A 25,798-nucleotide genomic window follows, 5' to 3' on the forward strand; every position below is an offset into this window, starting at 1 on the left:
AAGTCGAAAGAATTTAATCATAATCGCCATCAATATATCTTTCAAAATGACCTTCTAAATATTCAGTATAAGCTTCGTGTGTAAGTTTATGTCCAACATCCAAAACTTTTCCAGTGTCAACATAAGTAATATTATCTCTTGCAGGTGGAATTTTCCCAAATACTTTTTGAAGTTTTGGAACAAGATCATTTTTTGTACAATAATAAAAAGACTTTCTCCACAAGGTCTCAGGACTAAATACCCCAGGAGCAATTGCAATGAGAACTGTCCTTTTTCGACATTGTTCAGGCAACATGAGCTGGGAAATATTTCCTAGAATTGCTCCTTGGCTAAACTCAACTGACAAAAGTGATTTGTCCGAGGAAGAGAAGAAATCCATTTTACTCTCAAAATGAAGTCTTGCTGGTGGCGTTCCTATTAAATTCAACCCCATCTTACATTCTTCGAGATCTCTTTTTATTCCTCTAGAAGCATTATAGACAGAATAAACAGGCATATTCCCCGCTATCTTTGAAAGATACCTAACATTATTTTTGTGCTCTTCAAAAGAAGTATTAATTCCTCCAATGCACAGAATCCTTTTTTCTCCTGTCACTAAGGGATGATTAGCTACTTGAGAATAGTCTCGGTCAGGGAAATAATCCCATCTTACAGATTGTGGTCCGCCATACCGTCTTTCAAAATCGTGATCAAACCTAAGAGCTCTCTCCATCTGCTCAACTGACTCTAGTTTTTGAACTGCAGCACCATAGAGATCAAAATGAAGCATGGGGCAATTTACTAAAAATTGATAGAGATTTGGGCCTTCATCGAACCCTTTAGGGTCAGGCGAAAGCCAGCGACCAGTCTCAGGATCGTAGAAACGGCGGCCGAAGGCTACAAGCTGCCCCACTTTACGCTTGGACTGGTAACGCCAGGGATTGTGGAGGAAAGAATCAGAGAGTTGAGAGCCTGATGGGGCAAAGATTTCTTCTTCTCCGTAGACAGTATAACGGTAAGACTCTTGGGCTATATTGGTTTTGGGATCGAGGAGGGCGATGATGTTGCCAAAGAGATCGTGGATGGGGAGGTAAATTTTTTGGTCTTGCTCGATGGCAATGGCAGCTCCAATTTCAGCTCCTTTGCCTTGCCCTAGGATACGGAGCTGGCGGGGATAAACCCCTAGCTCATTTAGGTCATCATAGAGAAATTCTTGGGCGCAGTGGTGTTGCCAGATGCCATCATTGAGCTGCAGGTAGTGAGCTGTTTGGCACCGGTTCCATGAATCATAGGAAAACCGAATCGCTAAATCTCCACTCCGGATCTGCACGAGACGATCAAGTCCATCATAAACGTATTGGGCTTGATTTTTCGAGGAAGAGATACGGTTTCCATTGAGATCGTGCTCATAGGTTCCTTCAGATGTGGCCTCAAGTTCATGAAGGGGGTTCACCTTGTAAGTGGAGTCATCTTTTTGCAAACGGTTGTGATGCGCATCATAGGCATAGTTGTGGTTGTAAAGCCCATATTCTTGAATGAGTTGGTTTAGGTCATCGTACTCAAATGTGGATGTTTCAATCGCTTTATCTAGGGTTCGTTTGTAACCACGGACATTGCCACAGGGATCGATGTAGGTAATCCGCTCATTTGAATAGGGCGAGTCGGACTCGATCCGACGGCTCAGAAGGTCGACTGTATGGTAGAGGGGTTCTTTAGATAAGAGCCGTTCTTCTGTCAAGTTGAAGCTCCGGTCATATTCTGTGTAGTAATGGGCGTAGAGAGAGGTCCCATTTCTTGAAATGCGCTCGACTTTTGCCATGTGATAGGGGGTGTAATCATAGAGGACTTTGGAGCCATTGGCAAAAATCATGGCGGTTCGACGGCCAAGATCATCATAGGTGTTTAAAAGGCGTTGATAATTGGCTTGGGTTTCTGCAAGAAGCTCGCCAAAGTGGCTATAAACTCGGCTTGTCGCATTTCCTTGCAGGAGATCTTGCGACTCAATCACATTTCCCATGAGATCGTATTTTAAGGCATAATGGCAACTGCCATCAGAGGTTTGAATGGAAGTCTGTCTACCCAAACCATCATAGGTATAGGTAATCGTTGTACCATCAGGTTTAGTGATCGTGTCAAGATGGCCGTCTAGGGTGTAGGTGTAGCGGGTTATTTTTTCAATCGGTTCGCCAACCGCTTCTTTTAGCTCAATGAGCCTTGATCGGGAATCATAAGCCCAAGACTTGACGATGGTTTTATCGGGATCAAAAAGTGTGCTGACTTGTTTGGTTTTCTTTTGGTTGAGATTATAGATGAAGGCTTCTTTCAAGAGTGTTTTGCCCATTGCATCTTGTTTTTCAAGCAAGACGAGATTTCCAAACACATCAAATGTCTCAAGGGTTTTTCTTCCCATGGGATCAGTTGTGATTGTGCGCAGGACTTTTTGCCTAAGTTCATTTTCATAGTAGTCATCATAGTCGATCGTTGTCACATGTCCGAGCGCGTCAATCTGCTTTACAATACGTCTAAAAGGATCATATTCTGTACGTTCAATGGCATCTCCTACCTGAACTTCTTTTATCACAGCAATTTTATTGCTAAAGTCGTCATAGGTGTAGGTTGTCAGACCATGAACTAAACCATCTCCATCTTCTTGACGCTCCTCAATCACGCGATCAAGAAGATCGTAGTCTTTGACAAGAACTTGCTCGGGATGATTGTCCTTCCATCGCGCAATCCGATGCATCCGCCCCAGCGCATCATATTCATACGTCGTCACCCGCCCAAGGACTTCTTCCTGCACCTTCCTTCCCACCCCATCATAGCTGTAACTTGTCGCTACGCCATCAGGATCTGTTTTAGAAAGAAGTTTGAAGGCATCATAGATAAAACTTTCTTGTGACAGAAGAGTCCCTTCAGCGGATAAAATGCGCTTAGCAATGATACGATCAAAAACATCATAGTCATATTCCGTTTTAGTCCCTTCAGCTGAAGTGTAACTCATCACATATTGCCCTAAAAGGTCATATGTGAACGTCTCCTCTGCTCCATCTGGATAGAGAATACGGATTGGCTTGCCTCGTGCATTGTACCATTTTCTTGTCTCGTATCCCTCAGGATCGGTTTCAGAGATGGGTTTTCCAAGAGCATTGTAAGTCCGCTTAATTTCAGGAGATTGATATCCAACAGCTGTTGCCATTTTCGGCAAAACTGTTTTCGTTGGATGTCCAAAAGGATCATACTCTTGAAGAGTGGCATTTCCCCGAAAATCGATTTCTTTGACCTTTTGTCCCAGAGAATTGTAATGATGTGCCACTTCACGTTTATTCCCAGAAATAGTGGTTTGCTCTGTTACTGTGGGGCGATTTCGGTTATCATATCTCTGCGTTAAAACAAAATTTTCGTTTGGATCATGATCGAAAATGGGGTTGTAATTGACATCATAATCAACTTTTCTTACCCGACCCAACGGATCTATCTGTTCTACTAAGCGATCCTCCTCATCATAGTGGAAATGGAGTGTGTAACGATGCTCACCAGTCGCATCATAATGCTCAATCCGTGATGCATTTCCCAATGCTTCTTTATCGTAGTAAATGATTCGTTTCTTTAAGAAAATCTCTTGTCCATTTTCTTCATATCCTTCTTCCACAACATGAGGCATCCCATACATGAACTCCGCAGGATTCGGATTGATCCGCTTCACCAAACGACGGGTCACACCAGTTGTATCTGCAAATTTACGACTCGTTCCGTCATCAACTGTTTCACGCACTAAAACAGCATCTTCATAGTCATAAGTCGTCCGTCTCTGCATAGAGCCATCAGATGAACGCTCCCACTTTGCATGAAGCAAATCGGTCTTCCCAACATAAAAGTATTCGACAACTTTTCCATTGGGAAATGTTTCGCTTTTCAATAAGTGATTGTCATAGTAAGTCCGATGAATGACGTAAGAACTTTCGCCTTCACCCTTAAGATTTCCAAAGTGGGTTTCACTCAACACATTTCCATGTTCATCATATGCATAGGCATAAGTGAGAAGAGCTTTCTTATCTTCTCCATTCAAGCTCTTCTTTTTAAGCCAACTCTTATCGGTCCATTCGAAATTTTCTTTCGAAAAAAGCGTATGCTTCCCAAAGTAACGTTCGATCGTCGTTAATACAAAGTTCTCGTTGTAATCGTAGCGAGTCAGATTCATTTGAGCATCGAACACATCCGTACTACCATTCCCCTCTTTGTACTCACCTGGCGAGTAACGAAACATATGTGTTCTTTCAAACTCATTCGTTCCTTCAAAAGGTTGATAAAGAGACTGAACCCTAGCATATCTCTTATCTGTCATGATTGGTTTATCTTTAATGGAAATGCCTCCATCCGCATTCCAACCATGTGTGTAATAGGTCAGTTTTAGGCTTCGCCCATCAGGACCTACAAGCTCACGAGGATACATATCCCTTCGCTTGCTTCTCCAATGGTTGTACTGAACGTTAGGCTTAAAAGAGTATTCGATGTTTTGCAGGATGGACAGCCTTTCATTTCCCATGTAATATTTAGAATCAAATTTGTACTGAACTGTGCGTCCATCACTAGCCACAAATTTCAGCCCCTTTCTGTTCTTGTCATCTGCTGGATCATAGTCGATCATCACCGACCCATAAACTTTTCCAGAGGGAGATTTAGATAAAATCCTCCTAACTCGCCACCGTTTGCCAGCTAACTTTTCCCACTCATATGAAATTACATTCCCATTGGGAAGCGCTTCAGAACGGAGAAAAAATTCCACTGGGGCATACCTCTCAAACCTCTCAGTTTTTATGACAGCCAAGGATTCTTTTGTTCGGTAATAACGGGTTCCACCATCAGGTGTTGATATCACAATTTCTTTGTGATCATGAGGTTTCCACTTAACTTTGTTATTAAGTGGATTGAAGCGGGCCGTGATCTCCCCTACAGCCGTATTCGTCCACCCCCCTGGAACTTCTCTTAGCTTTAGTGGGCGACTATTTTCAGCATCTTCGACCGTAAAATCGTAATCTAAGCGAATTCCAGATTTTTCATAGACAGTGAGAATATTTCTTCGATTAAGTTCAATTGTTAAAAACTTTTCTGCAAAATTCCACCCTCCATAGACCTTAAACTTCTTTCTAATTTCTCTTGGAGAATAGTTCAAAGGTAAGCGAATCGGCTCTTGCCCTTTCACAACCAAATCATCGCGCCTAACAACATAATCGCCTGTGATTACATTGACACACCCCTCAACAATGCCAGAAGGTTCCCCCCCAAAGTCTGACATGAGATAAGGATCTTCGTCGCCGATTAAAACCGAACAAGCAACTAAGAAAAAAAGTAGCTTTTTAAGCATACACTACCGATGCTTAGACAAAAAACATCAGCAGGCTAATACAAAAGAAGAATTTTTGAAAAGAAAACAGATGACGCAGAATTACTCTGCGTCTTCTCTAACTGTGACTCGAATAAGTTTGAGTTCCTTTTTAGTAGAACCAGAAGGAGTCCCAAAACTTTCTAGCTTTTTGACAACGTCGTATCCTTTTGTGACCTCACCAAAAATCGTGTGTTTGTAATCAAGCCATGGCGTAGAAGTCGTTGTGATAAAAAACTGACTCCCGTTGGTATTAGGACCTCGGTTTGCCATTGCAAGAAGGCCAGGACGATTAAATTTAACATCAGACTTGAACTCGTCTTTAAAATTGTCACCCCAAATAGACGCGCCACCTCTTCCTGTCCCCTGAGGATCTCCACCCTGTATCATAAAGTTAGGAATGACCCGATGAAACTTCGTCCCATCATAGTATTGCTTCTTCGCAAGTTCAATCATGTTTTCACAAGCCTTAGGAGCAACTTCTGGATTTAATGTGATTTCAATCGTTCCTTCTGTTGTTTCCATAACAATCACAGGTTTAGCAAAAACCCCGACACAAAAAAGCATGAGCAGAGCAACCAAAACTTTTTTCATGATAACTTCTCCATCTAAAATTTTTTCTGTAGTTGAGAAAAAAAAAGTAACCCCATAAGCTCAGGGCGAATAATTAGCTCTGAGGCATTTCGGGGAGTTTTTTCAACCCTGCTAAGTTTGACGCTCCCTGAGATGTCTCCCTTTCACAAAACACTTCCAGCATAAAATTCACCCTCTTTTCTTTTCAACCTATACTCAAACAAAAACCCCTCGTAGTCCTTTACCAACACATACGAGGGGCAGCGTTTAGGATTTCGAACAAAGATGGAAGAACTTTACTCTTCTTCAAAGAAATTATCTTCCGTAACAAATACTTATTAAAAATTTTTTCAACCTTCATCCCCAGTATGCAAAAGCATGAATATTACACATTTATTAAAAAAGTTTTGGCATTAGTCTTAAAATAGAAACGGAAATAGTTGTAAGATGAAAGCCTATTTATTCAAGTACGATTTACCCGTGAAAAAATTCGCATCGGACTTGGGAATTTCGACCTCATATCTTTACCAACTGCTAAAAAAAGAGCGGAAGCCATCCCTTGAGCTGGCTCTACGAATTGAACTCTACACAAACGGTGAAGTCACAGCCAAAGAACTCATCGAAGGAAAAGGGAAATTCACACCACAGAATCCCATTGTAGAAAAACTCAAACATCTTGAAAAGCACTTAAACTGCATAGAAGAACGCCTCAGCACCCTTGAAGCCTCACTTCTTAATCATTCTGCATTTTCAAGATAATCAAACTGATTTCATGAAAAATAGAAAGCATTCCCCGCTCCACCACAGCTTCCAAACATTGTTGTTTATTCTGACAGCCTATCTTTTGATAGCAGCCTTGTAAATGAGCCTCAACAGTTCGATGAGAAATGCCCAAAACTTCGCCCACAAACTTTGCAGACAAGCTAGAAAAGCTCAAGGCCAAACAAAGAGCCTCTCTTTCGCCCAATCCAAAAGTAGAGCGAACCTTTCCCACCAAAAACTCATACTCTCGCTTCCACAATACCCTCTCATCGGCCTTCTCGACCTTCACATCGATTCCCAATTGCCTACATAAAGAAAGAGGGTCTTCTTGAATGGCAATTCGCATAATCTTGCCCCTTTCGAAAACAAAGAAGAGCTCAACTACCTGAACGAACTTTTTTCCTTTCGGGGTGAGTCCAGCAAACTTTTCGCAAAAATCAGACTGAATGATTACACCGCTAGCATCTGTCTCTGTGCAAGTATAGAAATTCTGATGCGTTGCAGTAAAAACAGCATCGCAGACAACAACATTGCCAAAAACCTGCATCTTCATCACCTCAGTGCAAAAGTCAGGGCAAGCGTGAAAAAAGTCTTTCGAATGAAGCTTAACGCAATCAATCCCGATTTTACGTCCCATAGCAGAAGAGAAAAGAGTTGAGTCGGTCAAAACCGAATCCCACATTTCATTCTTTGCTCCAACTTGCCATTCTAAGTGGATTAATTCACGAACAACGTCTTTCATATTGCCAGGAATCCTACTGCTCCCCCAAATAATGCTCAACAAAATTTTTAATCAGAAAAGACACGCCAAAACAACGAAATTTGAAGTCTCTTTCGTGGTCTCGTTGTATTCTCAGTAAAAACCACTTAAGTAAACATATTTTGAACAGTTTTTCGAATCTAAGATTCTTAATTTGCCCGATCATAACTTGTTGACAGCGAAACGAATATGTAACGTGCTCAAACTTCGTAAACGTGAAATTAAAAAGAACCTAAAAATTGAAAGTTTTTCTGTACTTGTTAAGAAAAAAAACAAGTTTCTAAGATTGAAGATTAAAAATCGTGGAGTATCTTAGGGAGTCTTTCAACCCTGCTAAGTTTGATGAACCTCCCTAAGATATCTCCCTATTAAGACGAGTGACTTAAAATCTAACGCATCAAGGATTTTGCAAGCAAGATCTAATGGAAACCCCTCAAGTTGCGAAAGAGGTATATATGATGTCATTTCGTATTTTTCTACTTACCCTTTTCATCCCGCACCTGCTTTATTCTTTAGGAAAAAAGGAGTGTGAACAAATCCAAGAAAAAATTAAAACAGAATGGTCTCAGTCTAACATTTACATTGAACAAGCTAACAATCTAGAGTCAACTCAACTTGAAGAAATCATCCTTCTCTTAAGCAAAGCCTCGGTATGCTGCAAAAAAGCTTCCGATTTATGCGATACGATTTTAAACAACTACAGCAAGAAAACTAAAAAACAGCAACAACAGCCTTGGCGCAAACAAATCAAAGAAGACTGCGATGCAGACAAAAACGCCACCTCATTAAGAGAAATCGAACTTCAAAACGCGATCACTACGTTAAAGAAACATTACATCAGGGCAAAAGCCAATGCAATTGAACAAAAAGTCGTTTCATCAAAAGCAAAAGATGTGAATTGCACCCGCAGTTTTAACAATGAAACAATCACAGAAACTCTAACAGAAATAGCTCGTGATTTTCAAAATGCTGCAAAAGATTTAAACCATATCCTATCAACTTTTTCTTGCGACCTTGACGCAATAGATACACAACATTTACTAAAACGGATCGCCTCTTTAAATGCGTCTGCTCAAAGCTACCTCAAAGAAGCTGCTGATTGGCCTATGACCCTTCTAAAACAAAAAGCAGCTTTGGAACACCAAATAGAAAACTTACAATTGGAAAATGCAACTCTTCTTCAAAAAGGACAGAGAAATAACGCTCATGAAATTCAAATGCAATTGCTCATGCTTTTAGAGCAGCTCATCAAGCAAGAGAGAGATCGGCAAGATCTTCTTCAACAGCTTGAAGAGTTACAAGCTTCAATCAATTCGTTTGAAAACACCCCTACCGAAACATCATTATCATCTAAAGAACTTGAGCAAATAAAAACAGAATCTTTTTTTGCAAATCAGCTTTTTCAAACACCTCAAAGCATGATACAAATTATTCTAAACCCCTCAGTTCGATGCTTGGATAGATGCCTTCATCAAGATGGAATTAACTTTACTCTTTTCTCAGATCAGTTTCACCGATTTCTCATCAGCCAAAAAACCCTTACTTCCGGACTGCACATTAAAGTCTATGAAGAAGGGCACATGATTCATGAAGAAAAAATTGAACTGCCATCGCGAATTTCAAATCAATATCTAATAGAGCAGGGAATGGTTTACATCCCCGAAACAAATCTAGAGAAATATTTCGGATTTGAACTTCGCATGAGCTATCTACCTTCCCAACACGAAAACGGTCTGATCATTTCCCAAAAATGCACATCAGCTAAATACACTTTTCTGATTTGCACCCAGACCGAAGAAGTACTTTACGCATCTAACTACATCCGCTCTCCTCCCTGGCAACTTAAAATATTGACTCAACTTGATTCAACCCAAGTAAATGCTCCTCATTTTCATGAAAAGCCTTTTGTTTCAATCCCTACTGATCATCTGCCTCAAAATGGATCTGAACTTCCATCCTCCTCTCTTCTCAACCAATTTGTACAAGAACTAAAGGGCAATGCGCTTGCCTTAACACAATTTGTCTACAATGAGATTGAATTGTGGGGCCCCCTCTACCAAGTTGACACCACTTACCTCCCCATCGGAGTCATCCGAGATCCCGCAACAACATTCCTGGAAAAAAGGGGATCTCCATGGGAACAGTGCATGTTACTCATTTACCTTTTGCGCGAAGCTGGATTTCAAGCTTACTACCTTTTAGAAGGCAAATGCATTCTTTCAAAAGCCTATGCAGAAAAGTTATTCTTTAAACAATTGCCTGACACAGAAGAAGTCGCTCTTAATTTTCCAGGAGTTTTGTTTTATAATGGGGAAAAATGGATCTCTCTCTTTCCTTGGCTAAAAGAAATAGAAGTGAAGGAAGGGTATGATCTTTACAACATCTTACCTGAAAAGTATGCAAGTGCTGATCGTTGGCTAAAACACTATCTTACAAATGATGAAGCCATCCTAAAACATATCGGCCCTGATCAAGACGACTCTGCTGGAGCATTATTTGTTCGATTCGTTGAAGAAGAACTTAGAAAGCAAGGGTTATCCATCCAGGACATTGGTATTCAACGTCGTCTCCAGAAAAAGCAATTTTCCTCTTGGGAAGACATCCCTCGCCCATTTCTTCAGCCAAACTCGACGTGGACAGCAACACAAACTATTCAATCCCGCCCTCTCTTTGGAAAATTAAAACTTGAATTGATCTCAAAAAATAACCCAGAGAAAAAAATCCCTTTTTATCAACCCATTGCAAATGAGTCGAACTTTTATCTCCGATTCGAACAGAAGGCAAACTCTGTGCTTCAAATGCTGCTATATGGAGGCACTCCTCTGAGACAATTTGGGTGCTTTGAACTTGACCCATCTGATCACACATTTGATTTATCCGTCAATCTATGGATTCCTCCAAAAATGGAGTTTTCTCACACGTTTTCCTTTGAAAAAGGGGCCAGCATTGCCTTTTGCACCAGCACTGGAGGAACAAATGCTCAAATATCTGGCCTTGCCTATGAAAAGTTTATCAACGAAGAGCTTGAAGAAAAAAAACTCTACGAACTCCTCAACTTTGTCGGTACAGCCTACTTTGAAAAGTGCCACACTGCCGAACGTTTGCTTGCAGCACTTCACAAAACATCACCCGCTTCTATTTATGCTTTTGGGCTGGCAAAATTATGCCCAGATCCTAACAGCAACTCCTTAGATCTTGTTTTTCCTCAAGTCGATATGGTTTTTTATGGAATTCAAGATAGCACCCAAAGTCTTCTCTTGAATACTCAACAGGCTTTGACTCTTTTTACAGCAACATACTCGTCCAACGAACATCAGATTATCAAAGAGGTCTTTCAAGATCCTCATGCCATTTCAACAACAAAGCTTTTGCAGCTCGCGCATAAAAAACATTCTCAAACAGGACTACCAGGTCTTGGATTTTTAGCTTTTACGAGTGACAGTTATATCACAGCAGAAAGTGCATCAGAAGACAGCTTCCCCTACCTCATTGGATTAAATTTACCCAGAGCAATTCAAGAATCTGGCAATCAGTGGAACACCCTAAGACATTTTTTTGAGCAGCAAAAAACTTTTTCTTACGCCTACATGACGCCAGGTCTCATTACAAGTGAAAACGGGACCCAGGAAAAACCTCCATCTTACATCGGTGTTGGAACACTTTGGTTTAGTCCATACGCAACCATAGCACTCATTTCTTCTGAAAACATACTTATGAACGGAGGGTTTGGATCTTCAATCCCTCCGGGATACTTAGATTACATGTTTCAACATCCCAATCCCTACCCAATCCACCATCAGCATTTCACTCCTCTAAAACAAGAACTTTATTCAACCCCAACCCCACAGTCCGCCTCATATGATTATGATCCTCCTCAATTTTTTACAGAAGCCTATACCCTTCTTTACGAGCACTCTTTCTCAGATGTGAGACCAGCATCTAAACCAGAAACAAATCAAATCGCAGACCCTGTCGACATCATCTCAGGAGCCTTTTATATCGATGAAATAGACCTCTACTTACCTGGCCCATTTCCCTTAGAAGTGCGGCGCAATTACAGTAGCTTAAACCCCATCCATGGCACTTTAGGGTATGGATGGAAACTCAGCCTCAACCCCGCTCTGATAGAAGACCATGACAAACTCTACGCAGCAGAAATGGATGGAACTGTCATTGTTTATCGGCTGAACCCTAACACATCACGATATGAAGTCTTTTTAGAAGATAACCCAGACCTCACAAACTATAATCAAAAAGGGATTGGAGGGACTGCTAACCCCTTCCATGCCTATATCAAAAATAATACCCTCTATGGAGTGGACGGATCCAAACGCTTCTTTGAAGCAGGACTCTTGAGAAAGTGGGAAGATTGTCGCGGTAACTTTCTCACCTTTTTTTACACTAATGGGCTGCTATCTGAAATAGAAAGCTCTAACGGAAACTACTGTGGATTTCACTATTATCCAGACGGAAAAGTCTCTGAAATATACGCCCACGATGGAAGACGCATCCATTACTTTTACGACATTCTTGGAAACTTACGCAAAGTTGACCTCCCAAACAATGCTCACATCACATACGAATATGACAATAACCATCGTGTCATTCGAGAAACCAAGCCGAATGGCTGGGTTTTAGAAAACAGCTACGATGAAGAGGGGAAAGTTAAAGAGCAACGGTCTCCAGTTGGATTTCAAGACCAACTCATCACTTCAGCCTCTTTTCGTCGAGAAAACCACAAAGTCACCGCAACCAATGCTAAAGGTCATACGACAACTTACTACATCTATAACAACCAAATTTATAAAATTGTCGATCCTGAAGGGCATCAAATTCTTCAAGCCTGGTTCATTGACAAACAAACTTGGTTCGACCCTGAAGAAGAGTGCTTAAAAAGTTGGAATCAAACTGGTGGTTGGCCCCAAAGCCTAAAATCCTGCACAGACAAAAGAAGGCTCAAAACTTCCTACTTCTACGATGAAAGAGGAAATGTCCATACACTTACAATTGAAGGAGAAGACCTCACAGGAAATGGCAAAACGTGCATCACAAAGCACTTCATCTATAACAACCAAAACCTATGCATCAAAGAGCAAACATTAAGCAAAACCATCCTTACAACTTACGACACACAATTTCCCTATCTACCCTCCCAAGTCGAAAGCTACCACGATCAAACACTCTTATCCTCTACCCTATTGACTTATAATCCCAAGGGGCAACTTGAACAAGAAAACGACTCTGGAGCAATCACAATCTGGGAATACGACACATACGGCTTCCCTCTTAAAAAAATTCAAAAAACAGGAACAGAAGATCCTGATGTCGTCACCGAATTTCACTATAATTGCCAAGGACAATGCCTCCAAACTAAAACCCATGATGGAATTTACACCCATCGCTTTGACATCATGGGCAATCCCTACGAATCTCTAACTCAATCCCTAGAAGGCACTTTAATCTCCGCTTCCTTCCAAAAACATAACCTCTCAAATCAACTCATCTGGCAACAAACAGCCAATCCTCAAAACACCCTCTTGATAGATTACAACGCTTCAGGCTTGATCAAAGCTTCCCGCCAAACACTCATCCCATCCGAAACAATCGCCTACACCCTTTACGATCATGACACTCAAGGCAATCTCATAAAACTCATCGACCCCCGCGGCAACACCACCATCCACACCTATGATGCGCTAGATCGCCTCAAAACCACCTCTCAAGAAAACCACGTCACAACCTTTACCTATGAACCAGGAGGATCTCTCGCAACAATCACCTCTCCTTCAGGAGCTATAGTAACAAAAACTTACACAACAAATGGACTCCTCAAAGAAGAAATTTTTCCAGACCAAACAAAAAACACAACCATCTACGACTCATACGGACGACCCATCGAGCAGATAATCAACAATGTCACATGGCAAATTCAATACAACGACACAGCCCATCAAATCATCCGGACACACGTAGCCACTCAAGAACAAGAAATCGAAACTTATGACTGTCGCGGCAACCTGCTCTCATACCAAGACGCTGCCGGCTTCATCTGGGAAAAGAGCTACGACCACCTAAACAGAATCAAATCCAGCACAACTCCCACAGGAGAAACAACAACTTGGAATTACCATCAAAACGCAACCATCTGTCACCACTCAAGTGGAGAAACAACCATTGAAAAAACTGCCGCTGGAAAAATCATCGAAACCAAACATTATAGCTCCGAAAACGCCCTCCTTGCTGCCGCCACCTATCATTACGACCCCACCCAAGACCTAGAAATACTCACTCAAGGCAATCAAACAACCTATACCTACCTCAATACAAGAGGACAACCCATTCAAATTGACACAGGAGATACCCTAACTTCTTACACCTACGATGCAAGCGGCAATTGCACCTCCATCATTGATGGAGAAAATCGGACAACCCAACTGACCTATGATCCTCTCAATCGCCTTAAAACAAAAATCCTCCCCGATGGAGCAACCATCACCTACGGCTACGACGCAGACTCTAACCTATCAACCTACCATCTTCCCAACCAAACCACCTGGAAAGCCCAATACGACTCCATGCAACGCATCATCTCAGAACATCTCGAAGCTCAAGGCAAAAAAACCCAACAGTGGACCTACCACTATCAGAAGGGACTGCTCAAGCAAAGCCAAGACCCTCTCGGACGCATTCACACCTACTCCTATGATTCCCACAACCGCCTCCAGAAAGAAACCGTCGAGAAGTGGGCACGCCTCTATACCTACGACGAGAGAGGCCTTCTACATACCGCCGAGCAAACCCAATCAAACTATTGGAGCTCCCCAGAAACCTCCCACATCACACGGACCTACAACCCAGACGGCCGCCTCGAAACAGAAACCATCACCCTCAACTCAGAAATCCTTCAACACACCCACCAATCTTGGACCCCCAACACACGCACCCTCACCCTTCAAGATCACCAACGCCAACTCACCTACCAAAACAGACAACTCACCCAAATCACCACTCCCCATACCCAACTCGACTACGAATACAACACAAGCCAAGCGCTCACCTACCAAGCCACCCCCCAAACAGAAACCTTCATCGATTACACCAACACCCTCCCCACCCAAATAGAAACCTATCTCCCCAACCAGACCCATATTGAAACCCCCACCTGGGATGCATCAGGCAAACTTTCCTCCTACAAGTCCAATAACAACCAAATAAACCTCATCTACAACACCAGAGGATTTCTCACCTCCATAGGACCACACACATTCACCTTCGATTTCAACAAACCCAACAGCGGAGTTCTCACCCAATCCCCCAACCATACAGTCGATTCTCTCGACCCCTTCGGCCGTCCCAACCATGAAACCTACAACGCCCTAGGCCAAACCATCACTCAAAACAACAAACACCTCGAGTACGACCCTTGGGGGAACCTCATCAAAGTTACAGATCCCAACCTCACCTTCGAAGCCTCCTATGACCCACTTAACCGACGCCTTCAAACACATACCAACCAATCAACCGTCACCTCCTTCTACGACCCCGAATACGAGTTTCTAGAAATCGGCATCCAAACCGACCAAAACATCTACTGGAAACTCCACGGCCCCACCTTCTGCGACGCCATTACCGACAACTCAGGTAACACCGTCTATCTCTCCCACAACCTTCTCGGAGAACTCCTTGCCGTTACCGACACCCAAACAACCTTCAGCCCTGAAGTCCTCATTCCCTACGGTCCCTCTCCTAAAAAACCTCCCCAAGATCTCCTCTCCTACGCCCTTTCCCTCACCTGGCACAGCAAAGCGCCCGATCCCACAGGCTACATCTACCTAGGTGCCCGCATCTACGATCCCCTCTCAGGACGCTTCCTCACTCCCGATCCCATTAGCTATCCCCACTGCATCAACCTCTACCAATTTGCCAACGGTGATCCCATCAACTACTTTGATCCCGACGGCCGCTTCTTCATCAAAGCATGGGAAAGCCCTCGCGTACAAGGCGCACTCCAAGTCATCGGTGGCACTGCAGAAACCCTCGCAGGCGCCGGCATGACTCTTTATACCAGCGGCTTCGGAAGTGCCATCGGTTGGCCCATCATGGCCCACGGCCTTGACCACACCATTACCGGTCTTAGATCCCTCTGCTCCGGTCAACACTCTACCTCTGCAACACAGCAACTCCTAGAAAAAACCGGCATGTCTTCCAACATAGCTGCCAACACCGATGCTCTCCTTGGCTTTACCGGCACCACCTACGGCTCTCACATTGTCAACTCTGCTTTGCGATCTGCTCTTCCTAGGTTTCGGTTATCTCAAAACCCCTTCTCTTCCATTCCAGAACAATTTTCAGCATCACAAAAATTAACCTTAGACCAGAAAAAAAATCTTCTTCTTTCTACTAAAGAACCATACAACCAAAATTTAACTCGACTAGGGCATTCGCTTTCAAAACATGCAGGAAGGCACCCAAACATTTGGGGTCAAATCAAAGGTCCAATGAAGACTTGGCATAACCAAGGTTTCCAACATTTAAAAGACATCTATAATTCGCCTATGGAATTCAAAAAAATATTTGACACCAAAACGGGATTAATTTGGATAGAGAAAAGATTGACAGACGGAAGAGGGATAAGGTTAAATTTAGACTATTCTTTTAAAGGATTTATAGACTAATGATTAGCAATCAGTTGATAGAAATCGTTTTCGAAAACATTCAATTAAAAAAAATATCTGCCTTAATTTCCGAATTAACAGAAAATGGCTCATTAATTTCTGACTATTACGCAAGCTGCGAATGCGATAACATTAATTGGAATGAAGAAATATCCATAGAAGAATTTTTCAATTCTCATTCAAATTTTGGCTTATTCATCAACTTATCCGAAATAAAGAAGGGCAGCTTCGTTATACCAAATTCCTCTATAACAGTTTATAAAAACGAAGGCACAATCGATCTAGAAATAAATTTTGAGCTAAAAGACCTAAATAATTTTTCAAAAAAAACGCTCAAAAAAAAATTAATGGCATTTTCCAAAGAGCTCGCAGCTGATTATCATATTTCCAACTATTATTGTGGTCTTGAGCCAGCGAAAGATTTTGAAACACGGCTTTTCACTAAAGATCAAGCAGGACCTCTTTCTTTATAAGTTTTAATAAACTTCAAATTGCCCTGACTTAGCCATTGGTGGCACAGCAGAAACCCTCGCAGGCGCCGGCATGACTCTTTATACCAGCGGCTTCGGAAGTGCCATCGGTTGGCCCATCATGGCCCACGGCCTTGACCACACCATTACCGGTCTTAGATCCCTCTGCTCCGGTCAGCACACAACCTCCGCAACCCAACAACTCTTAGAAAAAACAGGCATGTCTTCCAACATGGCTACCAACACCGATGCTCTCCTTGGCTTTACAGGCAGCACCTACGGCTCCCACATTGTCAACTCTGCATAAACTAACAGCCCAGGAAATTGCATGGGGACATGCGTTTGAAAAACATATTCTTTATCAAGGAGAGTTTCCTGGGTGGATCCGAACAAGAAGTCACCTTGCCCAACACATTGAAAGCATTTTAAACAAACCTTCTGCTATAAAAGCACTAAAAAATAATCGAATAGCTTACTGGCATTATGAAACAGGAACTATAGTCATTCGAAACCCATCAGCTTTAGATGGAGGAACAGTTTTTCAACCTCGCAGGGGATATGAGTACTTTTTAAATAGTATAAAATAAGGGAAGTGATGACAAAAATATTTCACACAAAATGGAATGAAATTTGGCCTATCGTAAATGTTTTAAACGAAGTATGCCATGGTATAAATATTGAAAATATTTCAGCAACTATTGGTGCTGATTACAATTCAATTTATGCCCTTATGAAAAAAATTGTTGCATACGAGTCTAGTGAAGCTTTATCAAATATTCCTATCTCAATAAATTTAGATGATAATGAACTTAAAATTCTCAAAAACTGCTTTAATGAAGTTCAAAAGCAAATTCAAGAATGGGAGTTTTCAACTCGTATCGGTGTATCAGCACACGATGTAGAAAAAATATTAGACAGAATGACAGCTCTTGACAATATTTAATAAATGCGAACCGGATTGAATTTTCTCCAAACATATGCTCCAACCCAACTGAAATGAAAAAAATACGCACAAAACAGGATTTTATTTCTTTTCTAAAAGACCTTCGAAAAGACTACATAGAGAACTGTTCTACCTGGGAAAATAAAGATATTGAATCATTTTTGGAAGCTATGGCAGCGTGGCTCGAAGATATGGACGGCTTTTATGCAAATCAAGGTCTACCAGTTCCTGAAAAGCCTGATTGGAGGGTTTTCGCTGATATATTTATGGGTGCTAAGCTTTATGAATGATTAGAGGTAATGGTGGTGGTGAATAAATGGTAGCAAAAAATCTTAAAAAAATACCCTTCATTTTTTCCCACACATGGAGTATTTTAGTAGAAATTATCACGTTATCTTCTCATGCATACACATTCAAAAATGTTTAAAAGAAGTTTTGTACAATGTATGAGGATAATAGCTAAATATCAAAGCCAAAACCATGAAAAAACTACCTATTGGAATTCAGAGTATCAAAAAAATTCTTTGCAAAAAAGAATATCTCTACGTCGATAAAACAGGCTTTATAAAAAAACTCATCGATGCTGGTACTCCCCATTATTTCATGTCTCGCCCGAGAAGATTTGGAAAATCCCTGTTTTTGAACACTCTAGAAGAAGTGTTTAGCGGCAACAAAAATTTATTCGAGGGATACGAAATTTATAACAGCGACTATAGCTGGAAAAAATATCCCGTTGTTCGTTTCGATTTTTCCCAAATAGCAAGTCAAACCCCAATAGAATTTCAGGAAAGCCTCAAAAGAACCTTAGTAGAAAGTGCTGAGTTTCATGCGCTCTCAATCGAGGCCCCAACAATACAAGAGGGACTAAAGGCCTTAATCACCCATTTATTTAGAAAAGATAATACCAGAACCGTTGTCCTTGTGGACGAGTATGACCATGCAATCATTAATAGATTAGGAAGTATAGAAACCGCTCAAAAAAATAAAGAAATCCTTAAAGATTTTTTCACCACATTAAAGAGCTTAGATGAGTATCTGAAATTCACATTTGTTACCGGCATTAGCAAGTTTTCACAAGTCTCACTCTTTTCAGGGCCTAATAACCTTATAGATATTACCATGGACCCACAATATGCTGGTATGATGGGATATACAGAAGATGAAGTCAAAAAGTACTTTCAGGACTATATTCAAGAAATTGCTGCAGAAAGAAAAAAACACCACCACACAGCAGCAACAGAAGAACAAGTTTTGAATGAGATTCGCAGTTGGTATAACGGATACCGATTTTCTGAAGGGGACATTTGTGTTTACAACCCCTTTTCAACATTAAAGTTCATGCAAAACAAAAAGCCTAAAGCCTATTGGTATAGCTCTGGAACCCCTTCTTTCTTAATCGACGAATTGAAAAAACACTCTGAATCTATGATTTCTCTAGAAGGAGCAACAGCTATAGAAGAAGAACTAATGGACATCAGTCGCTTAGATAAAATTGATTTGACAGCTTTAATGTATCAGACTGGATATTTCACTATTAAAGAATACAATCCTATTTCCAAGCGTTTTCTTTTAGGACTACCCAATGAAGAAGTTAGAAACGCTTTTATCAACTCTCTTGTGCAAAATTTTGCTTCTATTACTAAATTGAAATCATCAGAAAAATGTGTAAAAGCACTGGAAGAATACCAGCCAGATTTTTTATTCAAGCACATAGAATTAGGTTTTGCTAGTTTTGCCTACCAGGTATTTGTCGATGCCAAAGAAAATACCTACCAAGGAATGCTTCTCTCAATGTTGTATGGAATGGGGTTTGATCCCCTATCAGAAAAAGCAACCAATACAGGCCGAATCGATGTTGTATTGGAGATTCCAAACACCATCTACATAATGGAATTAAAACTAGACGAAAGTTCTGAAATAGCTCTAAAACAAATCCATGATAAGAGTTACTTCAAGTCTTATCTTCACAAAGGAAAGAAAATTGTGATTATCGGCGCTAATTTTTCTTCAAAGAACCGCAATATCTCAGATTGGACAGCAGAGCTTCTTTCCGAAGCAGGAGAGCTTATAAAAAAAATACTTCCCAACAATCACTGATGAAAGCTCTCATCGCCTTTCCCCTTACAAATGGAATGTCAACTTAAAGCAGGCGCTGTTTCGGAAAAAAAAGTTCTGAGAATTTTTTCTACCGAAGGGTCCCAATTACATGCGTCGTCGAAACCAAGAAGCCATGTTTTTTCTGATAGTTCACTAAAAATCAGAAAAGCTTTATCAGCAATACGATTAGCATGATTCAAAGACCAGCCATTAATATATGCCATATGCCTAATCGCTTCATCATATCTCCCATCAACTCTAGCTTTCCCAAGATGGGTAGCATCATGACACCTTGGACAAAGCGCTTTCAAATCAATTAAAACGGCAATATACTTGCTTCCTTCTAAAGGCTGATAATCCCACACCTCATTGCATTCTACTGGCCAATCTTCCCCTATTCCACCACAAATTGAACATCGATATCCCGATTTCTTATATGTATGCCCACGTAAAAAATCCCATTGTTCTTTCCGTAAGTACTTTCTTAAATTTTCTCCCCACAACGGCTCAGGAACTAGTTTTGGAAGTAAAGGAGGAACTTCACAATCTCCCCATTTACAAACTTGATGATTACAATATGGGTTGTGGATTCTTGGAAGCACTGATTTCATTTTTATAACATCAAACGTCGCATCATAAGGCCAAAACCAACATTTCTTCTCTTGACAATATAAAGCACCAGCCCCTTTTACAAGTTCAACCTCACTAGGACCGACACAAAGAGGAAAAGCCCGTTTACCGAGGCTGTGATTCTCTTCAAAATTTCGCAAATAATCATAGCTCCTTAAATCTAACGGAGTATCCAGATTTGATGAATCATTTACCTCCTCTGGTAATAAAACTTGACTAGACACAGTGCCTTCTCTCATTTTGCGAGACCGTTCTAACGCATCGGAGAATGAATAAGAAAAACCTACTTGAGCTCCATTGCCTAAATGGATCATTTCTTCTCTATTTTCCTTTGTGGGAGGTTTTTCTCTGTAAAAAAAGATAATTCTTTTTAGGAAATTCAAAATCATATGAAGCCTTGTTTCGTCTCTTGTGTTTTGACATGGCTTAAGAAGCAATTCTCTTAAAATAAAGTAAAAATCTTTCATGAAAGATAGTACATTGAAAAATTGAAGAACACAGTAGAAACGACTGTGTTGAAAAAATCAATTTTCGTAGACTCCCCCCCCCTCATCATCAATCGTATTAAGTTATCAGAAGCATTTGATTCAGCATTTTGCATTTAATATGACCTTCGATTTTTTGAGTTTCTATTTTCTTTGAGAAAAACCTTTCCCCATACAGTCGCTTTAATCTTGAGAAGCTTGTCTCTGCTAATGCCCTTCTTGAGTATCTTGTCAGTTTTCCCCAGATTTCTCGCGCTAGCTGATCTCCTCCCAGTCCTTTTATTTCGCGTAAGGCGTTGTTCCTTCTTGTCATAAAAGGAGATAATAGGCTGTTTTTTCTAGGCGGAATAAGGTCTTTCGCTCCTATTTGATTGATGGCCTCCCTGCATCTTTTTGTGTCGTATCCTCCATCTGCTATGACGGTCTCAACGGGTTTAGGGAGCTTCTCTATGATTTTCGGGCCTATTTTGCAGTCAGCTTCATGCCCTTTTGTGATTTCAAAGTGGATAATTTCTTGAGTGTTTTCATCAATAGCGATGTGCAATTTAACCCATTTTCTCCTCTTTGAGGCTCCATGCATTTTCACTTTCCATTCTCCCTCCCCATAGACTTTGATCCCTGTAGTATCTAACAGCACCACTTTAGGTCTTCTAGAAGAGAGCTTGGGCAAAAGAGCTTCCATGTGGGAAGCTCTTTTGCAGATCAGAGAGTAGGTCGGAAGAAAAATATCAGGTTCTATATGTGGAAGGATCGATTTGGCAAAACCCTCGAGAGTTCTATAGGTAAGGCGATATTGTATCTTTAAGACAAGAAGGAGATAGATGAGTGGAAGGGAAAACAAACGAGGTCGACCTCGTTTGTTTTCCTCTGGCTTTTCAGTTAACGCATTTGGATCGATGAAAAAAGTTATACTTCCTCTTTTTACTAAGTCTCGATTATACTTGTGCCAATTGCGTTTACGCATCTGAAGCTCCTTTATGTTTAGTGACTTAAACCATAAGGAGCTTCTCTTTTTTAAGAAATTTTTATCAAGACTTCTCTTCTGATTTTTTCAACACAGTCAGTAGAAACTACTGATTTTTACTTTTCAGCCAACTTCAGACAGACTACGCTCAATTCGTGAAATAATGAAAGAGCCTCTTGCTCTATCACTATTTCCAAGCATTGCTGCTTTCCATTGCACCTTAATTTTTGATAAGAGTGAAACCAATGTGACTCAACCGTGCGATAAGAAACTTCTAAGATCTCAGCCACAAATTTTGCAGAAAACCCCGAAAAAGCTAGAGCTAAACAAACGATTTCTTTTGCACTTAAAACTTTAAAGTAATCTCGTAATTTTTTTACAAGAAAGTCTCCCTCCCTTTTCAAAGAGGTTTTTGGACAAGACTTCTCTACCTCAATTTGAAGGCCGAGCTGACGGTACAGAGACAGAGGATCTTCTTGAATCGAAATTCGGACAATTTTTCCTCGATCAAATACAAAAAAAGTTCTGCGGGTTGTACTAATTTTGTTCCAGAAGGTTTAAGTTTAGAAAATTGTTCACAAAAATCTGATTTAATGATGACACCCTCATCGCTTGATTCCTCGCATCGAAAGAAATTTTGATGAGAAGCGATAAATTCCACATCACAAATGACTAAATTCCCAAACACTTCTATGTTCTTCAAATGTGTTTGGAAATCAGGAAAAGCATGAAATAACTCACAAGAATGGTTTTTAATACAACCGATTCCAACTTTTCTTCCCATAATCGTGCTGTACAGTGGATTTTGAGATAAAACATCCTCCCACATTTCATTTTTTGCATGTGCTCCCCATTCTAAATCAATAAGCTCTCGAATCCTTTGCTTCATCCACATTTCGTAAGATCCTTTAACTTTAACAAGATTCTGCATAATTCATGAAGAACAGCAAGCAATCCTCTTGCAATGAATAGTTCCAAACAGTCTTGTTTCCCAAAACAACCAGTTTTTTGATAACAAGCATGCAAATGGGCCTCTACAGTCCTATAAGAAAGACCTAAGATCTCTGCTGTATATTTTGAACCAAAACCACAAACTGCCAAAATCAAACATTCGAGCTCCCTCTCAGATAAATTACACACTAAAGTTTCCTTCAAATGCTTAAAAAGACAACTTTTCTCCTCGCACAAGTCTAAATACTCAGTAGAAGGAGGTAATACTGGTTTTAAGCCTAATTGGTGAGCGAATGAAACTTCATCTGCATAAACAGAAAAACGTTCAATTTGATCTCCTCCAAAAACATAAATTGTTTCAAGGCGGCACTTGACCACTTTCTTTGTAGGATTCATTTTTGGGAAGTCATATAAAAATTCTGAAGTAGAAAGAACGACACCTTCCTCTTCAGTCGTATCTTCAAACTGCCCTAAATGAGTTCCCTGCGCTTCAACAGTTGCAACAACAGTATTTTCATACTCCTCAGTTTCTACTAACTTCACAGACCAATCTGGAAAAGCACGAAACCAATCATTAAAATCAGAAAGACACACATGATTTCCCACTCGTTTACCAGTGATCATACGATACATCAGGTTCGGCGAAAAAAGCTCATTCAGACAGTTCTCTCGTTCTGAATCCGAACAAAAATTGTAAACAAAATCCCTTACATGGCTTAAACGCTTCGTCACGACAAAAGCTTCCTCATATTATACAAGGCTATATTATTACTTATATTAATAATCGGTTCAACAATTAATTTTTAAAAATTATATTTGCAAATAAAAAACATCGCTTTATAATATTCAATAAATAATATAATTAAAATAAAGTCATCACTAAATATTCAATGCTTTATAACGATTGATAGAATGTTGCATATTCTTTCGTAAAGCTTGAAAAATCTCTGCAATAAATACTAGGCCATCCTGCCTAAAATACTGAATGCGGAATCAGATCAAGACTTAGAAAACACACTCCATGACACAGGAGAAGAATTTAGACATATAATTTACCACATTCGTGATAACAGATATTACTCGTACCTGGTCGACTAAATCAGCCGATATGAGAAAAGAAAATGACGTTACATTAGATAGTGTCGTCAAAATAAACCTCCCCAAAGAGCAATACATCTAATTTGCACTGCAGCCATAAATGAGGCTGCATTTTTTGCATATCTTGTAGCAATTCCCCTCCAACGTTTTAGGTGTAGGAGTGTGTTTTCCACCAAGTGTCGAAGTTTATAGAGATCTTTGTCGAAGGGCCAAGGCTCTCGTCGGTTCGATTTTGGTGGAATCACAGGGTTTATACCCTGATGATTAAGTTGTAAAAGGATTGCATCGCTCTCGTATGCTTTATCTGCGAGAAGATGTTCTGCAGAAATACCTTCAATCAAGAAGCTAGCCTGTGTGCTATCATGTTTGGCACCTTCTGTAATAACAATTCTGACTGGCATACCATGCGCATCCACGGCCAAATGCAATTTTGTGTTGAGCCCCCTTTTGTCCGACTCATCTCCTGATTGCCTCCTCTTGCTCCTGCAGCGTGTGGGTGAACCTTAATATGACTCGCATCTATTATGAGCCATTCATAGTCGGGGTCGTCTATCAGACTTTCTAGCAATTTTTCCCAAACCCCTTGATTCCTCCACCGGCAGAATCTTCGATGTGTATTTTTCCAGTTACCATAGTCCGGAGGTAGATCTCTCCAGGGTGCCCCTGTACGCAATATCCAAAATACAGCATTAATGAACGTACGATTATCTTTCGCTGGTGCGCCTACAGATCCTCTTCTCCCAGGGAGTTTTTGTACAAGCTGTTCCCAGATTGCATCTGATATGTCATGACGTCGATGTGTTTCCATTTTCTTCCTCTTGTTGGATGTTTTTTCCTACAAAAGTACCATATTAAAATAATTTGACGACACTATCTAGAACAAGAGAAGATTCTTGATCAGCTTATAAAATCACCACTCTTAAAGTGATTTTCTCGAAGTAGTAGACTCTTTTCACTAGGCAACTGATAACTTAATCGTTAAAATGAAATCTATATGAAGTACAAACTTATAATTTGCATACTTATTTTCTTATCCTTCCCATTTGCTCTTTTTTCTCAACAAGAGCCGTACGAACCTTATTTTAGTGGCTCTATCTTAGCACTTCCAGCAACTAACATGAAGCAAGGTCAATCAACATTTGCACCTTATGTTGTATTCTCCAACACATATGGTGAATACAAATCTTGGTGGAATGTTGAAGGAGATTCAAATCAATCAGCTATCAATCCATTTTTCGAATATCTCTATGGGATCACTGACAATATAGGCATAGAACTATACGTTTCATTCATTTCTAGCTTCAAAAAGGGACAGTCTGCGACACATTTTCAAGACTCAATCGCTGTTCTAGGGTTTCAAATCTCAAATGATATTCCTGGAACATGGATTCCAGATTTTAGGATTGATCTTGAAGAAATTATCCCAACCGGGAAATACCAAAAACTTGACCCTAAAAAATTAGGCATTGATGCAACTGGCCAAGGGTCATGGCAAACAGGTTTTGATTTTATCGTTCAAAAAAAATTCCCTACAAAAAACCATTTTCTTCTTCTTAAATGGACTCTCGGTTACATATTTCCTGCTTCTGTTCATGTTCGTAACTTGAATGCATACGGAGGTGGCCCAGGAACAAAAGGCAAAGCCAATCCAGGAAAAACCCTTAACATGTTCTTTTCTGGAGAATACTCTATTACTCAAAATTGGGTATTTGCATTTGACCTATTTTTCTTTCGACAAGGAAAAGCGACCTTTTCAGGAAAAAAAGGAAAAAACTCGGATGACACTTTGCAAAAAATTGGATTACCGTATTCATACCAACTAAGCTTTGCTCCTCAAATAGAATATAACTTTTCCCCTAATTCAGGTATTCTAATAGGATTCTGGGCAAGTTTAATTGGGAAGAACACAGCTGCATTCTATTCAGGTATTTTAGCATATTATATTGTTTTCTAACTCACATTACTGGACAGAGACTCACATAATGTAGAATTTCTCTTCTTAGCTCACCCAACTCCATTGAATTTAATGAA

The 25,798-nt window shown here is 40.4% G+C and carries 16 protein-coding genes; 8 read left to right on the plus strand and 8 right to left on the minus strand.

What is annotated here, in order from left to right:
- Positions 1-13 precede the first annotated feature (13 nt).
- Together SNE_RS11930 and SNE_RS11935 are read right to left on the minus strand one after the other, a co-directional pair.
- Positions 14-5,341, minus strand: coding sequence for an RHS repeat-associated core domain-containing protein (locus tag SNE_RS11930; RefSeq protein WP_013944709.1), 5,328 nt, complete (start codon positions 5,339-5,341; stop codon positions 14-16).
- 81 nt (positions 5,342-5,422) lie between these two features.
- Positions 5,423-5,953, minus strand: coding sequence for a peptidylprolyl isomerase (locus SNE_RS11935; protein WP_013944710.1), 531 nt, complete (start codon positions 5,951-5,953; stop codon positions 5,423-5,425).
- Between the two features lie 426 nt (positions 5,954-6,379).
- On the opposite strand from SNE_RS11935, the gene SNE_RS11940 reads away from it, so the two are divergent.
- The gene (locus SNE_RS11940) at positions 6,380-6,691 is read left to right on the plus strand and encodes a helix-turn-helix domain-containing protein (protein ID WP_013944711.1); all 312 of its coding nucleotides are present in this window, start codon (positions 6,380-6,382) and stop codon (positions 6,689-6,691) included.
- On the opposite strand, the gene SNE_RS11945 is transcribed toward SNE_RS11940, so the two are convergent.
- Complete coding sequence (locus tag SNE_RS11945) at positions 6,666-7,436, minus strand: ester cyclase (protein ID WP_013944712.1); 771 nt, start codon at positions 7,434-7,436, stop codon at positions 6,666-6,668. The two genes, SNE_RS11940 and SNE_RS11945, sit on opposite strands and share 26 nt — an antisense overlap.
- Positions 7,437-7,909: 473 nt before the next feature.
- On the opposite strand from SNE_RS11945, the gene SNE_RS11950 reads away from it, so the two are divergent.
- The 6 genes from SNE_RS11950 to SNE_RS11975 all read left to right on the plus strand — a co-directional run bounded on the left by SNE_RS11950 (position 7,910) and on the right by SNE_RS11975 (position 19,639).
- Positions 7,910-16,129: a DUF6531 domain-containing protein gene (locus SNE_RS11950; protein WP_158307252.1), complete on the plus strand. Its 8,220-nt coding sequence runs from the start codon at positions 7,910-7,912 to the stop codon at positions 16,127-16,129.
- On the plus strand, positions 16,129-16,602 hold the full coding sequence (locus SNE_RS11955; RefSeq protein ID WP_013944715.1) for a hypothetical protein: 474 nt from the start codon (positions 16,129-16,131) through the stop codon (positions 16,600-16,602). Before SNE_RS11950 ends, SNE_RS11955 begins: the two co-directional genes overlap by 1 nt.
- Positions 16,603-16,856: 254 nt before the next feature.
- Positions 16,857-17,186 carry an mAFB alternative gene (locus SNE_RS11960; RefSeq protein ID WP_148259022.1) on the plus strand — a complete coding sequence of 110 codons (330 nt, stop codon included), beginning with the start codon at positions 16,857-16,859 and terminating at the stop codon, positions 17,184-17,186.
- Between the two features lie 8 nt (positions 17,187-17,194).
- On the plus strand, positions 17,195-17,542 hold the full coding sequence (locus SNE_RS11965) for a hypothetical protein (protein WP_013944717.1): 348 nt from the start codon (positions 17,195-17,197) through the stop codon (positions 17,540-17,542).
- A 53-nt stretch (positions 17,543-17,595) separates the two neighbouring features.
- Entirely contained in the window at positions 17,596-17,832 is a 237-nt protein-coding gene (locus tag SNE_RS11970) for a DUF7660 family protein (RefSeq protein ID WP_013944718.1), read from the plus strand.
- 190 nt (positions 17,833-18,022) lie between these two features.
- Positions 18,023-19,639 (plus strand): ATP-binding protein, encoded by a 1,617-nt coding sequence (locus SNE_RS11975; RefSeq protein WP_013944719.1) that lies wholly within the window; start codon positions 18,023-18,025, stop codon positions 19,637-19,639.
- A 38-nt stretch (positions 19,640-19,677) separates the two neighbouring features.
- Here SNE_RS11975 and SNE_RS12500 read toward each other — a convergent pair whose 3' ends face one another.
- The 5 genes from SNE_RS12500 to SNE_RS12980 all read right to left on the minus strand — a co-directional run bounded on the left by SNE_RS12500 (position 19,678) and on the right by SNE_RS12980 (position 24,575).
- The gene (locus tag SNE_RS12500; protein ID WP_013944720.1) at positions 19,678-20,736 is read right to left on the minus strand and encodes a hypothetical protein; all 1,059 of its coding nucleotides are present in this window, start codon (positions 20,734-20,736) and stop codon (positions 19,678-19,680) included.
- Between the two features lie 97 nt (positions 20,737-20,833).
- Positions 20,834-21,718 carry an IS5 family transposase gene (locus SNE_RS11985; RefSeq protein ID WP_013944429.1) on the minus strand — a complete coding sequence of 295 codons (885 nt, stop codon included), beginning with the start codon at positions 21,716-21,718 and terminating at the stop codon, positions 20,834-20,836.
- 116 nt (positions 21,719-21,834) lie between these two features.
- Positions 21,835-22,122 (minus strand): helix-turn-helix transcriptional regulator, encoded by a 288-nt coding sequence (locus SNE_RS13550; RefSeq protein ID WP_013944721.1) that lies wholly within the window; start codon positions 22,120-22,122, stop codon positions 21,835-21,837.
- 481 nt (positions 22,123-22,603) lie between these two features.
- Positions 22,604-23,401, minus strand: a complete 798-nt coding sequence (locus tag SNE_RS12000) for an ester cyclase (RefSeq protein WP_079891591.1) — start codon at positions 23,399-23,401, stop codon at positions 22,604-22,606.
- Positions 23,402-23,814: 413 nt separating this feature from the next.
- Positions 23,815-24,575, minus strand: a protein-coding gene (locus tag SNE_RS12980) for an IS5 family transposase (protein ID WP_231919487.1) whose coding sequence is annotated in 2 segments (ribosomal slippage) — positions 23,815-24,218 and positions 24,218-24,575 — 762 coding nt in all. Because the reading frame shifts where the segments join, the coding sequence is not laid out codon by codon here.
- A 186-nt stretch (positions 24,576-24,761) separates the two neighbouring features.
- On the opposite strand from SNE_RS12980, the gene SNE_RS12015 reads away from it, so the two are divergent.
- On the plus strand, positions 24,762-25,721 hold the full coding sequence (locus SNE_RS12015; RefSeq protein WP_013944724.1) for a hypothetical protein: 960 nt from the start codon (positions 24,762-24,764) through the stop codon (positions 25,719-25,721).
- Positions 25,722-25,798 lie beyond the last annotated feature (77 nt).

The organism is Simkania negevensis Z (assembly GCF_000237205.1).
GTDB classification, from domain to species: domain Bacteria; phylum Chlamydiota; class Chlamydiia; order Chlamydiales; family Simkaniaceae; genus Simkania; species Simkania negevensis.

Coding starts and splice junctions, on each gene's coding strand:
- SNE_RS11930 (WP_013944709.1), bottom strand. CDS start 5,341: ATGCTTAAAAAGCTACTTTTTTTCTTAGTTGCTTGTTCGGTTTTAATC.
- SNE_RS11935 (WP_013944710.1), bottom strand. CDS start 5,953: ATGAAAAAAGTTTTGGTTGCTCTGCTCATGCTTTTTTGTGTCGGGGTT.
- SNE_RS11940 (WP_013944711.1), top strand. CDS start 6,380: ATGAAAGCCTATTTATTCAAGTACGATTTACCCGTGAAAAAATTCGCA.
- SNE_RS11945 (WP_013944712.1), bottom strand. CDS start 7,436: ATGAAAGACGTTGTTCGTGAATTAATCCACTTAGAATGGCAAGTTGGA.
- SNE_RS11950 (WP_158307252.1), top strand. CDS start 7,910: ATGATGTCATTTCGTATTTTTCTACTTACCCTTTTCATCCCGCACCTG.
- SNE_RS11955 (WP_013944715.1), top strand. CDS start 16,129: ATGATTAGCAATCAGTTGATAGAAATCGTTTTCGAAAACATTCAATTA.
- SNE_RS11965 (WP_013944717.1), top strand. CDS start 17,195: ATGACAAAAATATTTCACACAAAATGGAATGAAATTTGGCCTATCGTA.
- SNE_RS11970 (WP_013944718.1), top strand. CDS start 17,596: ATGAAAAAAATACGCACAAAACAGGATTTTATTTCTTTTCTAAAAGAC.
- SNE_RS11975 (WP_013944719.1), top strand. CDS start 18,023: ATGAAAAAACTACCTATTGGAATTCAGAGTATCAAAAAAATTCTTTGC.
- SNE_RS12500 (WP_013944720.1), bottom strand. CDS start 20,736: ATGAAAGATTTTTACTTTATTTTAAGAGAATTGCTTCTTAAGCCATGT.
- SNE_RS11985 (WP_013944429.1), bottom strand. CDS start 21,718: ATGCGTAAACGCAATTGGCACAAGTATAATCGAGACTTAGTAAAAAGA.
- SNE_RS12015 (WP_013944724.1), top strand. CDS start 24,762: ATGAAGTACAAACTTATAATTTGCATACTTATTTTCTTATCCTTCCCA.